The sequence below is a fragment of the Streptomyces sp. CB02366 genome, from assembly GCF_001905905.1.
In the GTDB taxonomy this organism is placed as follows: domain Bacteria; phylum Actinomycetota; class Actinomycetes; order Streptomycetales; family Streptomycetaceae; genus Streptomyces.
In genome coordinates this window covers 36,665-51,550 of the sequence record NZ_LIVT01000014.1, presented here as the reverse complement: position 1 = coordinate 51,550, position 14,886 = coordinate 36,665, and the positions used below count along the sequence as shown (strand labels likewise).

Genomic DNA, 14,886 nt, shown 5'->3' with positions numbered 1-14,886 from the left:
TGGGCCCGATGCCAGGTCGATCACTCCTGGGGCGCATGTCCTCTCCTCCTGGTGGTTGATTCCGTTCATCCCGTCCGTTTTTAAGATCATTCTCCGAGGAACGGATCGATCGACCGGTGGAGCACCCCATGACCTTGCTGGATGTACTGCTGGACGCGGTCCGTGACGCCCCCGGACAGACCGTCGTGCATGTGCGCGGTGACGGGAGCGAGCTGACGGTCACCCTGCGCGAACTCCTGGACGAGGCCGTGCGGGTGGCGGGCGGCTTCCGGGAGGCGGGGGTGCCGCCGGGGACCTGTGTGCCGTTGCTCGCCGACCGCGGGGAGGACTTCCAGCCCCTGTTCTGGGGCGCGGTGGCGGCCGGCCTCGTTCCGGTTCCGCTGGCTCCGGACGCCCGCCGGGTCCTGCCGGTCTGGGAACACCTGGGCCGGCCGCCCGTCGTCGTGGACGCCGCGACCGTGTCGCCGGCCGACGCGTTCCCCGCCGGCGCCGTGGTCCTGACCCTGGACGCCCTGCGGAAGGGTCCGGAGCTGCGGGAGCCGGTCGCCGCCGGGCCCGAGGACGTCGCGTTCGTGCAGTTCTCCTCGGGCAGCACCGGCGCGCCCAAGGGGGTGGAGGTGACGCACGGCGCGGTGCTGGCCAACCTGCGGCAGATACGGGACGCCTCGGCGCTGTGCGCGGACGACGTGGTGGTCAGCTGGATGCCGTACTTCCACGACATGGGGCTCATCGGCACGCATCTCGCCCCGCTGGCCGCACGCGCCCGGCAGGTCAAGATCGGCCCGCTGTCGTTCGCCAAGCGGCCCGGCCTGTGGTTCGAGGCGGCGGCCAGGCACCGGGGCACCGTCCTGTCCGCGGCCAACTTCGCCCTGGCGCTGGCCGTACGCCGGGTTCCCGACGAGGCCCTTGCCCGCCTGGACCTCTCGGCCGTACGGCTGCTCCTGGTCGGGGCGGAGCCGATCGCGCCCGCGGTGTGGCGTGCCTTCGCGCTCAAGACCCGGCCTGCCGGGCTGGACCCGGCGGCGGCCCAGCCCGTGTACGGCCTGGCGGAGGCGACCTTGGCGGTGACCTTCCCGCCGCCGGGCGAAGTGGCCGAGCCGCTGGTCCTGGACCGGGCCTCCTTGAGCCGCGGCGTGGCGGTCGACGCCGAACCGGGCGAAGGAGCCGTGGAGTTGATGGACGTCGGCCGACCGGTGGCCGACTGCTCCGTGCGCGTCGTCGACGACGCGGGGGCCGTCCTCGGGGACCGGCGGGTGGGGCACATCATGGTGCGCGGTCCCCAACTGGCCCGTGGCTACCACGGGCTTCCGGCCGTGAGCGCGGAGGTGTTCGCCGGGGGGTGGCTGCGCACCGGTGACCTCGGGTTCCTGCGGGACGGGCGGCTGTGCGTCACGGGCCGCCACAAGGACGTGCTGTTCCTCAACGGCCGCACCTTCCACGCCCCGGACCTGGAAGAGGTCGTGGCGGCGACGCCCGGGCTGCCGTCCGGGGCCCCGGCGGTGGTCGGGTCGACCGACCCGGTCAGCGGCGCGGAGCGCGTCGTGGTGTTCGTCCCCTGGGCGCGGCCCCCGCACGGGGCGGCGGAGGTGCTCGCACGCGTGGCGGCGCGGGTGGGCGAGGCGCTGCTCCATGACGACGTACGGGTGCTGGCCCTGCCGCCCGGCGCGTTTCCCCGTACGACGAGCGGCAAACTGCAGCGGCGGCGGTTGCGGGAGCGTTTCGAGGCGGGCGAGTTCGCCGCGCACGAGCGGGGCGTGCGCGGGCCGGCGGCGGGCGCGGTCGTCACGGGTGACGGCGGTCCCCCCGTCGCGGCGGGCGGCGGCTCCTCGGTCGCGGCGGCGCCGCGGGGTCGTGCCGAGACCGTCGAGACGGTCCGGGGCGTCTGGAGCCGGGTACTGGGACGGCCCGCCGCGTCGATCGGGTCGCACGAGCCGTTCGGGAGCCTCGGGGGCACGTCGCTCAAGGCGATGGAGGTCCTGGTGGCGCTGGAGGACGCGTTCGGTGTGACGCTGCCGCCGGCGGTCATCCGCGACCACGGCACGGTCGCGGCGCTCGCGGACCACCTGACGAGGATCGCACCCGGGGCCGCTGCCGCCGCTCCCCCCTCCCACGCTCCGGGAACAGGAGGGATGGCCACCCCGTCGGCCGGGGCGACCGGGGCTCGCGCCACCGCTCCCCGTTCCCGCTCCGCCACCGCCTCCCCCGAGGGCTCCGGAGCCGTCGGCTCCGCCGCCGTCATCGGCCTCGCGTGCCGCTTTCCCGGGGCCGACACCCCCGAGGCGTTCTGGGACCTGCTCGTCGAAGGGCGCGACGCCGTCGCCTCCGTACCGTACGGGCGTTGGGGCGAGGATCCCCGCGACCGCCACGGCGACCGGACGCGGTGGGCGGCGCTCCTGGAGGATCCGGCCGCCTTCGACGCCGGGTACTTCGGCATCGGGGCGGAGGAGGCGCGGGCGCTCGATCCGCAGGCGCGGCTCTTCCTGGAACTCGCGCACGAGGCCCTGGAACGCGCCGGCTACGCGGGTCCGCGGCGGCGCGATCGCAGGATCGGCGTGTTCGCGGCGGTCGGCGACAGCGGCTACCGGGAGGTTCTGGACCGGGCGGCGGCGGACGGCTCTCCCCTGCCCACCGCGCTCACCGGGAACCTTCCTTCCCTCATCGCCGCCCGGGTCTCCCAGTGCCTCGATCTCGACGGTCCCGCGCTCGCCGTGGACACGGCCTGTTCGTCGGGGCTGGTGGCGCTGCATCTGGCCCGGCGCAGCCTGCTGGACGGCGAGTGCGACCTCGCCGTCGTCGGCGGGGTCAACCTCCACCTGACCTCGTCCGCGCACCGGCTGCTCGAAGAGGCCGGGGCCCTGTCCCCCACCGGGCGCAGCCGCGCCTTCAGCACCGACGCCGACGGCTTCGTACCCGGCGAGGGGGGCGCGGCGCTCGTCCTGACGCGCCTGGACGCGGCGCGGCTCGCCGACGACCCGGTGCTCGCGGTGGTGCGGGGCACCGCCGTCAACAACGACGGCCGGTCGATGAGTCTGATGGCCCCCAACCCCTTGCGCCAACGCGAGGTCATCACCCGGGCGTACGAGGCGGCGGGCGTGGACCCCGCCGCGGTGACCTACGTCGAGGCCCACGGGACCGGCACGGCCGTGGGAGACCCGATCGAACTGCGTTCGCTGGCCCACGCCTTTCCCGTACGGCCCGACGGCGAACCCCGGCTGCTCGGTTCGGTGAAGACGAACATCGGGCATCTGCTGAACGCCGCCGCGCTGCCCTCCCTGGTGAAGGTCGTGCTGGCCCTGGGCCACCGCAGGCTGCCGCCGTCGCTGCACCACGCGGCGCCCTCGGCGGGCCTCGCCCCCGCCGGCTTCTCGGTGGTGACCGAGGCCCGGGAGTGGACGTCGGCCACGCCCCTGGTCGCGGGGATCAACGCGTTCGGGTTCGGCGGGACCAACGCCCACGCCGTTCTCGAACAGGCTCCGCTCGTGGCCGCCCCGGCCCCGCCGCCGGCGGGGGGAGCCGGGGGTGGGGGGCCTCATCTGCTGACCCTCTCGGCCCGGAGCGGGGGTGCGCTGCGGGACGCGGCGGCCCGGCTCGCCGAGCACCTGGAGAACCGTCCGCACGTGCGCGAGGGCGACGTCTGCCGGACGGCGAGCACCGCCCGGGACGAGGGGCCCCACCGGCTCGCGGTCGTCGCGGACGGTGACCTGCGGGAGCGGCTCGCCGCCGTCACCGCGGCCTCTGCCGCGACGGGCGGGGCCCCCGGGCACGTCGGAAGCGTCGTCCGGTCCCGGCCGCGCGTGGCGTTCCTCTTCCCGGGGCAGGGCACGCAGTCCCCCGGCCGGGACCGGGCGCTGTACCGGACGGCCCCGGTGTTCCGGGAGACGTTCGACGAGGCGTCCGCACTCGTGGGCCCCGTCTGCGGCCGGACCCTGCTGGACTGGGGTCTGGACCTGGGTGCGGGCCCGGCCGCGCAGGCGGCGACGGAGGTGGCGCAGCCGCTCCTGGTCGCTTCCGGGGTGGCGCTGGCCCGCCAGTTGCGCGCCTGGGGCGTGGAGCCGGACGCGGTCGCCGGCCACAGCGTCGGGGAGATCACCGCCGCGTGTGCCGGCGGGCTGCTGACGCTGCCCGACGCCCTGCGGTTCGCGGTCGAACGCGGCCGTCTCATGGGCGGGTTCACCGAGCCGGGAGCCATGCTCTCCGTGCTCGGAGGGGACGAGGCCGTCGCCGCCGCGGTGGCCGGGTCCGCCGGGGCGCTGACGGTGGCCGCGTACAACGGTCCCGGCCTCCAGGTCCTCTCCGGGAGCGTGTCCGCCGTGGAACGCGCGGCGCACGACCTCGACGCCCAGGGCGTCGCGACGCGCCGTCTGCGCGTCTCCCGGGCCTTCCACTCGCCCCTGATGCGTCCGATCGCCGGGCCGCTCGCCGAGGCGGCGCGGGCGCTCGTCCCGCAGACCCCGTCCGTCGCGCTGATGAGCACCGTCACGGCCGAGTGGCAGCCGGTCCTCGGCCCGGAGCACCTGCGCGACCACGCCGAACGCCCGGTGCTGTTCGGGGCGGCCGTGGAACGTCTGGCCGCGGAGGGGTACGACACCTTCGTCGAGGTCGGACACGGCGCGACGCTGTCGGGTGCGGTCCGCGCGGCGACGGAGGCGTACGCGGGCGGCGCGGACCGGGGTACGGTCACGGTGCTGTGCGCCCTGCCAGGCCCTTCCGCCGGGGGGGCGGAAGCCGCGGGCGTGCCCGTCGACGGGCACGGCGGCAGCAAGGACCTTCTGGGAACCGTGGGGCGCCTGTGGTCGCTCGGCGTTCCGTTGGACCGGAGCGCGCTCGACGCGGGGCACCGCCGGATTCCGCTGCCCACCTACCCCTTCCAGCGCAGCCGGTACTGGGCCGATCCACCCGCCGAGCCCCTGCTGCACCGGGTCGTGTGGGAGGAGGACACCCTGCCCGCCGCGGCGGCGCGGTCCGTGCGGTCGGTGCTGCTGACCGGGCCCGACGCCGCCTCCGTCGACCGGCTCGCCTCCCGGCTCCGCGCCGAAGGCGTCCACAGCCACGCGCCGGGCGACGGGCCGCCGGACGCCGTGGTCCTGGTGGCCGGGCCCGCCCCCGCCCAGGACACCGCCGACGCCCTCGGCCGGGCCCAGGAGGCCGCGGTGGCCGCCTTCGACGAGGCCCTGGCCCGGTTCGACGAGACCGGCGCGGACCGGCTGCTGGTGCTGACCGAGGACGTGCACGCCACCGGGGCCGTGCGGGAGCGGCCGCGTCCCGCCCACGCCGTCCTCGGGGGCCTGCTGATGGCTCTGCCGCAGGAGACCGCGGGCGCGGTCGCCACCGCCGTCGACCTCTGTTCGGCCGACACCCCGGCGCAGCGCCTGGCCGCCGTCCTCGCCGAGCTGGGAGCGGACCGTGTTCCGGGAGGGACCGTGAGCGTCGCCTGGCGGGGCGGACGCAGGCTCACCCGCCGCTGCGTACCGTTGGCGGACGCCGCCGCGGCGCGGTGGCCGCTGCCGTCCGACGGCACCTTCCTCATCACCGGGGGCGGCGGCGGAATCGGCGCCGCGCTCGCCCGGGAACTCGCGGGCCGGGGCCGTCCGGCCCTCGTCCTCACCGGGCGCTCCCCGCGGCTTCCCGCAGGGCTGGCCGAGGAGCTGCGGGCCCTGGGTGCGACCGTCCACTACCGGGTGGCCGACGTCTCGGTGGAGCGGGACGTCGATGCGCTCGTCGCGGAACTGCCCCGCCTCGACGCCCTCTTCCACGCGGCCGGCGTGGTGCGGCCGGGAACCCTGCGGAACCGGCGCGCCGAGGAGACGGGGGACGCCCTCGCCGCGAAGACGCGCGGCGCCCTGCTGCTCTCGCTCGCCCTGCGCCGGTACGGGCTCGACCCGGCGGTCCGCGTCGCGTTCTCCTCCGTCAGCGCCGTGCTGCCCGGCCTGGCGGGCGCGCTGGGCGACTACGCGGGGGCCAACGCCTTCCTCGACGCGTTCGCCGCCTCGGAACGGCGCGCGGGCCGGCGCTGGCTCTCCGTGAACCTCGCGGCGGTGACCGGGACGGGCATGGCGGCGGGCTTCGGCCCCGGGGCGGGCTCCCCCGGCGTGCGAAGCGGCGGAAGCCAGCCCGTGGACCTCTCTCCCGCGCTGGCCGCGCTCCGTACGGCCTGCGGCGTCGATACGGCGCAACTCCTGCTCGCCGACCTGTCGCCGTCACCGCGACCGGCGCCCGCCGTGCCGCCGGCCCCCGGGACGGGCCTCACGGGCGCGCCCCCCGCGAGCGTCCCGGCCGCCTCGCACCGGACCTCCGCCGCCGGCACGCGTCCGCGGGGGACGGGCCGGACGGCCGCCCCCGGCCCCACCGCCGCGTCTCTCCGTCGGCTGCTGGCCTCGGCACTGCGCCTGCCCGACTCCGCGATCCCCGACGACGAGCCGTTCCTCGCCCTCGGACTCGACTCGCTCGCCGCCGTCGACCTCGTCCGGCAGCTCGAACGGGAACGGGGCACGACCCTGCCCGCCACGCTCTTCTTCGAGTACCGGACCATCACCGAACTGGCCGCGTACCTCGACACCGCCCCCTCCCGCCCCCCGGCGGCCGTCTCCTCCCCCGCCCCGGCCCCGGTGCCCGAGGGGCGCTCCTTCCCGCTCACCCCCGTCCAACTGGCCCTGCACACCAGCAGCCGCCTCCACCCGGACGTTCCGGCCCACGGTTATGTCCGGCAGACCGTCCGGGGCCCCCTGGACACCGCCGTCCTGGGCCGCGCGCTCGCCGCGCTCGCCGATCGGCACACCATGCTGCGGATCCGTATCGACAGCGGGGGAACCGCCGGGGGCGGGCCGACGCAGTACGTCGCGCCGCCCGCGGCGCTCGGCGACTGGTACGAGGTCCGCGAGCTTCCCGGCCGTGTCGAGGAGTGGGAAGCGGACCTGCGCAACCGGCCGTTCGACCTCTCCGCCGAGCCGCCCGTGCGCGCCCTCCTCGCCCGCGAGAGCGCGGAGCTGTCCCACCTGGTGCTGGTGGTCCACCACGCGGCCGGGGACGGCTACAGCCTCAACGTCCTGGCCGGGGAGCTGTGGACGCTCTACACCGCGCTCGTCCACGGCGAGCAGGCGCGCCTGCCCGCGCTCGACACCGACTTCGCCGGATACGCGGCCGCTGCCGCCGCCGAGCGGTCCTCCACCGGCGGCTCCACGGCTCTCGACGCCGACCGGCGGTACTGGGCGCAGCGGCTGGCCTCCCGGGGCGAGCCGCTGCGCCTGCCGTACGACGGGGACCCCTCCGCCCTCCCCACGGCGCCCGTGGCCTCCCGTCAGAGCGCCCTCGACGCGGCGCTGACCGCCGCGTTGGAGGAGCGGGCCGCCGCCTGCGGGGTGAGCCTGTTCCACCTGCTCCTCGCCGTCCACGTGCGCTGCCTGGCCCGCTGGAGCGGTCAGCGGGACATCGCGGTGAACGTCGCCCGGGCCCGGCGGGACCACCGCGGGGCGGTCCTGGACCGTCTCGTGGGGCCGCTCGCCGACTCCCTTCCCCTGCTGTGCTCGACCGAACCGGAGGAGCCGGTGGAGGCGCTGGCCGAACGGCTGGCGGCCGTCTGGCTGGAGAGCGAGCGGCACGCGAGCCCCACCGGGCTGGACCTGGCCCGCCTGCTGCCGCCCGACCCGGCCGGGGCCGGGCCCCGGACCGTGTCACCGGCCGGCTTCAGCTTCTCGCGCTTCCCCGTCGCTCTCGACGAGCGGTGCCCGGTGAGGGTGCGGCCGACCGCCGCGGGCACCGCCACCGCCGCGACACGCCTGAGCCTGCTGTGCTGGCAGGACGAGTCCGTCCTGCGCTTCTCGTGGAACTTCCCCGCCCGGCTCTTCGACGCCACGACGGTGGACCGGCTGGACCGCGGCTTCCGGGAGGCGTTGGCCGCTCTGGTCCGGCCCGGCGCCCCCTCCCCTCCCGCGGCCCGGCCGGAGCCCGGCCCGTCCGAACGGCAGCCGTCCGCCGCCGGGGGCGAGGGGCCCGGCTCCCCGGCGCCGGTCCCCGACGCGGACCGCGACCCCCGCCCGGACGCCGGGAGCGCCACGCTCGTACGGCGGCTGGTCGAACGGTTCCGGGCCACACCGGACGCGGTCGCCGTCGACACCGGCGACGCCACCTTGACCTACGCCGGGCTCGACCGCGCCTCCCACTCCCTCGCGGCCGCCCTGCTGGCCGGCGGGGTGACTCCGGGGAGCCTGGTCGGTCTGCTGACCGAACCCGGCGCCGACACCGTCGTGGCGGTCGTCGCGGCGCTGCGCGCGGGGGCAGGGTGGGTGCCGCTGGACGCCGGCCATCCGCCCGCACGCCTGGTGGACCAGCTCACGCGGTCGGGGGCCCGTACGGTCCTGTGCCACGCGGCCACCCGGGCGGTGGGCGCGTCGCTCGGCGACGTGGCCCTCGTCTCCGTCGACGACGCGACCCGCCCGCCCCGGGGCGCGACGGATACCGCGGGCGGCCTCGTCCCGGCGGGTTCGGCTCCGGCGCCCGCTCCGCCGGCCGACGAAGACCCCGTACCCGATAGTCCGGTCGACGCCGACGGCATCGCCTACGTGATCTTCACGTCCGGGTCCACCGGGCGGCCCAAGGCCGTGCCCATCACCCACCGGTCGATGGAGAACTACCTCGACTGGGCGATCGGCGCCTTCGGGTACCACGAGCACGACCGGCTCGCCCAGACCGCGTCGCCCTGCTTCGACGCCTCCGTCCGCCAGCTCCTCGCCCCGCTGCTCGTCGGCGCCACCGTGGTCACCGTCGCCTGGGAGCTGTTGCGCGATCCCGACCGGCTGCTGACGCACGTCGAGCGCGGGCGGATCACCGTCTGGAGTTCCGTGCCCACCCTCTGGGAACAGCTCCTGGGCGCGGCCGAGGAACGGGTGCGGCGCGGCGCTCCCCGACCGGACTTGTCCGCCCTGCGGTGGGTCCACGTCGGCGGCGAGGCGCTGTCCCCGGCCCACGTCCGCCGCTGGTTCGACTTCTTCGGCGACGGCGTCCGGATCGCCAACCTGTACGGTCCGACCGAGGCGACCGTCAACACGAGCTGCCACATCATCCGCGCCCGGCCCGGCGAGGAGGTGCGGCGGCTCCCGATCGGCCGCCCCGTCCTGGGTGCGCGGGTGATGGTCGTCGGGCCCGACGGGGAGCGCCGCAGGCCCGGCGAAGCCGGCGAACTCCTCATCTCCGGCATCGGCCTGACGCCGGGGTACCTCGGCGAACCGGCCCTGACCGAGGCGGCGTTCACGGTTCGGGACGGTCGCCGCTGGTACCGCAGCGGCGACCGGGTGCGGTGCGGTGAGGACGGCGTCCTGGAGTTCCTCGGGCGGCTGGACGACCAGGTGAAGATCCGTGGCAACCGGGTCGAGCCGGGCGAGGTCGAGGCGGTGCTCCAGACCCATCCGGAGGTCGCCCACGCCGTCGTCCTCGTGCGGGACGGACGCCTGATCGCCTTCGTGACCCCCGGGCCCGGGCCCGGCGTCGCGGACGCCGCGGCGCTCCGGCGCCATCTCGCGACGTCGCTGCCGCCGTACATGCTGCCGTCGCGGATCACCCGGGTCGGCGGGATGCCGCTGACGGGCACCGGCAAGATCGACCGCCGCGCGCTCCTGGACCTGCGGGAAGCGCCCGGCACGGCCCCGGCTGCCACCGAAGCCGGCGCGGGGGCCCCCGACGTCCGTACGGCGCCGCGCACCGCGCCCCGTACGCCGACCGAGGTCCGGCTGGCCGCCGTCTGGTGCGCGGTGCTCCGCACCGACGAGGTGTGCCGCGAGGACGACTTCTTCGTCCTGGGCGGCGACTCCCTGCTCGTGCTGGAGGTGTTCGCCCGACTAGAGAAGCAGGGCGGGCCGCTCCCGCGGCCGACCGTGGTCTACCGTCACCGGACGCTCGCGGGCCTCGCCTCCGCCCTGGACGCGGAAGCGGAGGCGGCCGGCGCGCCGAGCGCCGCTGCCGGGGGGCGCGAGGCGGTGGACGAGGCGCCCGACCGCTCCGCGGGCCGCCGCCCGGATGCGGGCCCCCAGCCCTTCCCGCTCACCCCGACCCAGCGCGGCTTCCTGCTGGCCGAGGCCATCGCCCCGGGCGCGACCTCGTCCTGGCTCACCCGGCTGCGGCTGCACGGTCGCCTGGACACCGCCCGCTTCCAGAGGGCGGTGGACACGCTCGTCCTCCGTCACCCGATGCTGCGTACCGTCTTCCCCGCGGGAGCGCGTCCGGCCGTCCAGCAGGAGCTCGCGCCCTCGCTGCGCCTGCCGGTCGACTTCGAGGTCCTCACCGGACCGGATCAGGTGGAGGAGCGGATCGCCGGCGAGCGGGCCCGCCGCTTCGAACCCTGGGCCTGGCCCCTGCTGCGCCTGCGGGTGCTCACCGACGCGCCCGACGAACACGTCCTGGTGGTGCACGCCCACCACATCATCGGGGACGGCTACAGCGCCGCCCTCCTGATACGCGAGCTGACGGCCGTCTACGACGCCCTGGCCGACGGCGGCGAGCCGGCCCCGGCCCCCCTGCGCAGCACCTTCCACGACCACGCCGAGCGCCTCGCCCGGCGGACGGGCGCCGACGCGGACGGGTTCCCGGGCGGGGGCTCCCCGGAAGGCGAAAGCCGGTGGGCGCGGCTCAGCGCGCCCTACACGCCGCCCGTCCTCTCCGCCGGTACGGCAAGCTCCGCCGGCGCCGCCCGGCTCCCCCACCCGCGACCGCTCTTCCACACCCACGGCTTCACGCTCGACATCGGGCAGGTGGGGGCGCTGCGCGAGCTCGCCGCCGCGCACAGCGGGTCGAGCCTCTACCTCCCCGTGCTCACCGCCTACTACCGGGCGCTCGCCGCGGTGGCCGGCCGGGCGGATCTCGTGCTCGGACTCGCGGTGAGCGGCCGGGACCACGCCCTGCCCGACGCGCACCGGGTGTTCGGGCCGTTCGCCACGGCCGTCCCCCTGCGCCCGGCGGGTCCGGGGTCCGGGCGGCCCGAGGACGCGGGCTTCGACGACGACCTACGGCGCGTCGCCGCCGAGGCCACCGAGGCGCGGACGTACGAGGGGGCCGTGCCGTCGCTGCCCAACGGACTGCCGTTGACCTCGCAGTTCTTCTTCACCTACCTGGACTTCTCCGCCCTCGGTCCCAGGAGCGGCCGGACGCTGACGGTCACCCCGGAGGACGGTGACAGCGCTTTCACGCCGCCCCCGGCCGGTACGGACGTGTTCCTGGCGGCCGCGCCGGAAGACGGGCGGCTGCGGATCACCGTGCGCGGCTCGGCGACCGCGTTCACCCCGAGCGCGCTGGCCGCGTTCGCGGAGGCGGTACGCGACGGTCTGGCGGCGGCGACCGCGGCCGGGGCCTCCGGTCCGGGCGGTCCGGGCGGTCCGGGCGGTCCGGAGCACCCGCGGCACTCGGACCGGGGCCGGCCGGGGGCGTGCCCAGGCCGGCGGCAGGTGTTCCCGGACCGGCCGGAGGTGTACCCGGACCGGCCGGTCGAGGGTTCGGACCAGCGGATGGATGCCGCGCTCATCGGCTATCCACCGTCCCCCGCCGACCTCGCCCGGATGGCGGGTCTGCCCGAAGCGGCGCTGCCGCGCGAGGAGTTGCGGGCTCTGCTGTTTCCGGCCGGGCGGCCCCGGCTCCTGGAGACGATCAGCACTCCGCTGGGCCGGTCGGGCTTCGTGTGCGTGCCGGTGTTCGCGGACGAACTCGCCCCCGGCGCGCCCCTGCTCGGGCACACGACGCGGGGCGTGGAGCTCGCCGCGTCGCACGGTGCGCGGGCCGTGTCCCTGGCGGGCATGATCCCCTCCCTCACCGGTTACGGCTTCGACGTCCTGCGGGAACTGGGCCCCTCCGGGACCGCCCCCGCTCTCACCACCGGTCACGCGGCGACCGTCGTGTCCGTCGTCCGTACCGTGCACGCCGTGCTCGACGCGACCGGGCGGCGGCTGGACGCTCTCACCGTCGCGTTCGTGGGGCTGGGGTCGATCGGTTCCTCCTCGCTGGAGTTGCTGCTCGGCCGCGCCCCGCGGCCGGTGGCCCGCCTCCTGCTCTGCGACGCGCCGGGCAGCGGACCGCGGCTGAAGGAACTGGCCGACAGCCTGCTGGAGCGACGCCTCGTCGAGGACGTGGAGGTGGTCGAGTCGGGCCACGGACTTCCCGACGCGGTGTACGAAGCCGGTCTGATCGTCGCGGCGGTCGGCGGGGGCGGCGCACTCCTGGACGTCGACCGCTTGGCGCCGGGCACGGCGGTGGTCGACGACTCGTTCCCGCACTGCTTCGACACGGCGCGGGCCTTCGACCGGATGGACCGGGTGAAGGACGTCCTGATCGTCGGCGGCGGGCTGCTGAGCGTGGGGCCGGTCCGACGGCAGGCGGCAGCGGGTCTGCCGGCCGCGGCGGTCGCCGGATACCTGGCCCGGCCGATGGTGCCGGACACCATCGCGTCGTGTCGGCTCGAGTCCCTTCTCCACGCCTCGGGGGCCGCTGTGCCGCTCGTCCGGGGCCTGGTCGACGCGGCCACCGGCCTGGCCTACTGGGAGGCGGCGGAGGCGACGGGAACCCGGGCAGCGCCCCTGCACCTTCTGACCCGCACCATCGACGTGGACGGGCTCGATCGGGTGGTCACGGGTCGGGATTAGGTTCGTCGTCCTCCCGCCGGGCGGGCGGGGACGCCCTCGACGAGGCGCCGGGGGCCGGTCCGCCGCGGCCGGGCCCCCGCCCCCGGCGTGCCCGCGACGCCGTTCGCGCGGTGCGCCGTGGGCGGGGCGCCGGAGGCGCCGCCCGGGTGCGCGGGCCGCGCCGTACCACCGGATCGCCGAACCGGTGCCGCCGCCGTGTGCGGAAGTATTCGTCGGGGCCGGTCGCGCGCATGACCGCGCACTGCCGCCGACCGCCTTCCCCGGAGGGCGCCCCGTGGGCCGGGTGGCGGCGGTGCTCGGGTGCCCGTACGCGCTGGAGAGCCCGGACCCCGCACCTGCTTGATATTGCTTGAAATGCGCGCCTAAAATGCAGATTCGAGCATCTATGACGCCGGGACAGGGAGAACAGATGACGCACGTGGCTCAGGAGCTGGCCAGCCAGCCCGAGTGCTGGCAGGTGGCCGCCGGGATGGCGGACGGACTCGCCCACCGGCTGCCGGCGGCCGGGGAGCGCATCGCCGTGGTGGGGTGCGGGACCTCGTACTTCATGGCCCAGGCGTACGCGGCCCTCCGGGAGGGCAGCGGCCAGGGCGAGACCGACGCGTTCGCCGCCTCGGAGTTCCCGGCCGGACGGCCGTACGACCGGGTCGTGGCGCTGAGCCGCTCCGGCACCACGACGGAGGTGCTGGGACTCCTCGCACGGATCGGCGGCACGACCCGCCGCACGGTGGTCATCGGTGACCCCGACACCCCGATGGCCGCCCTGGCCGACGACACGATCGTGCTCGAGTTCGCCGACGAGAAGTCCGTCGTGCAGACCCGTTTCGCGACCTCGGCGCTGACCCTGCTCCGCGCCCACCTGGGCCTGCACACCGACGCGGTCGTCGAGGACGCCCAGGTGGCGCTCGCCGAGCCGCTGCCCGCCGGTCTGGTGGAGTGCAGCCAGTTCACCTTCCTCGGGCAGGGCTGGAGCGTGGGGCTTGCCAACGAGGCGGCGCTGAAGATGCGCGAGGCGGCGCTGGCCTGGACCGAGGCGTACCCGGCGATGGAGTACCGGCACGGTCCGATCAGCATCTCCACCCGCTCCACCGCGACGTGGATGCTCGGGGAGGCCCCCTCCGGGCTGATGGACGAGGTCCACGCGACCGGGGCGCGCTGGGTGGCCGGCGGCCTCGACCCGCTGGCGGAGCTGGTGCGGGTGCAGCGTCTGGCGCTGGCCGTCGCCGACGCCCGCGGTCTCGACCCGGACCGGCCGCGCCACCTCACCCGCTCGGTCATCCTCAGCACCCCGGCCTGACGGCCCGGACGCTTCTCCCCCTCCCCCGCCCTCGGCACCTCGTTCCCCACCCCGGAGTCACCATGCCCATCGCCGCCACCGGCGACCTGATCGCCGAGGCCGACGCGCAGCAGCGCGCGGTCGCCGCTTTCAACGTCATCACCCTGGAGCACGCGGAAGCCATCGCCGAGGGCGCGGAGGCCGCGGGCTCGCCGGTGATCCTCCAGATCAGCGAGAACGCGGTCGCCTACCACCGGGGCAGGCCGCGTCCGCTCGCACGCGCCGCCGCGGAGGTGGCGGCCCAGGCCGCCGTCCCCGTCTCGCTGCACCTCGACCACGTGCAGTCGACCGCACTGCTGCACCGGGCGGCGGACTGCGGCTTCAGTTCGGCGATGTTCGACGCCGCCCGGCTGCCGTACGCCGAGAACCTGGCGACCACCCGCGACGCCGTCGTCTGGGCGCACGAGCGGGGGCTGTGGCTGGAGGCGGAACTCGGGCAGGTCGGCGGGAAGAACGGCGAACCGGCGCTGGACGCCCACGCCCCCGGCGCCCGTACGGACCCCGAGGAGGCGCGGTCGTTCGTCGCGGCCACCGGGGTCGACGCGCTGGCCGTGGCGGTCGGCACCTCGCACGCCATGACCTCGCGGGACGCCGTCATCGACCACGCCCTGCTGGGCAGGCTGCGGGAGGCCGTGCCGGTCCCGCTGGTGCTGCACGGTTCGTCCGGAGCCTCCGACGAGGAGCTGTCCCGGGCCGTGGCGGGCGGGATCCGCAAGGTGAACATCGGCACCGCGCTCAACATCGCGATGACCGGTGCGATACGGGAGCGGCTGGCCCGGGACGACCGGAGCGTGGACCCGCGCCGGTACCTGGCGGACGGGCGGGACGCGATGGCGGCCACGGTCGCCCGGATGATCTCGCTGCTGCCGTCGGGGCGCGCGCACGCCGTCTGACGCCGCGAGGACGCCGGGGCCCCTGCTCGCGCAGCAGGGAGGC

The 14,886-nt window shown here is 76.5% G+C and carries 3 protein-coding genes; all 3 read left to right on the top strand.

The window, feature by feature from the left end:
- Positions 1-128 precede the first annotated feature (128 nt).
- The 3 genes from AMK24_RS27865 (at position 129) to AMK24_RS27855 (ending at position 14,843) form a co-directional block, all read left to right on the top strand.
- Positions 129-12,614, top strand: coding sequence for a hybrid non-ribosomal peptide synthetase/type I polyketide synthase (locus tag AMK24_RS27865; protein WP_073771660.1), 12,486 nt, complete (start codon positions 129-131; stop codon positions 12,612-12,614).
- Positions 12,615-13,023: 409 nt separating this feature from the next.
- Complete coding sequence (locus AMK24_RS27860) at positions 13,024-13,911, top strand: SIS domain-containing protein (protein ID WP_073771659.1); 888 nt, start codon at positions 13,024-13,026, stop codon at positions 13,909-13,911.
- A gap of 62 nt (positions 13,912-13,973) precedes the next feature.
- The gene (locus AMK24_RS27855) at positions 13,974-14,843 is read left to right on the top strand and encodes a class II fructose-bisphosphate aldolase (RefSeq protein ID WP_073771658.1); all 870 of its coding nucleotides are present in this window, start codon (positions 13,974-13,976) and stop codon (positions 14,841-14,843) included.
- Positions 14,844-14,886: the final 43 nt, after the last annotated feature.

Excerpts from the sequence above, each read along its gene's own strand:
- AMK24_RS27865 (WP_073771660.1), top strand. The coding sequence starts at position 129 with ATGACCTTGCTGGATGTACTGCTGGACGCGGTCCGTGACGCCCCCGGA.
- AMK24_RS27855 (WP_073771658.1), top strand. The coding sequence starts at position 13,974 with ATGCCCATCGCCGCCACCGGCGACCTGATCGCCGAGGCCGACGCGCAG.
- AMK24_RS27860 (WP_073771659.1), top strand. The coding sequence starts at position 13,024 with ATGACGCACGTGGCTCAGGAGCTGGCCAGCCAGCCCGAGTGCTGGCAG.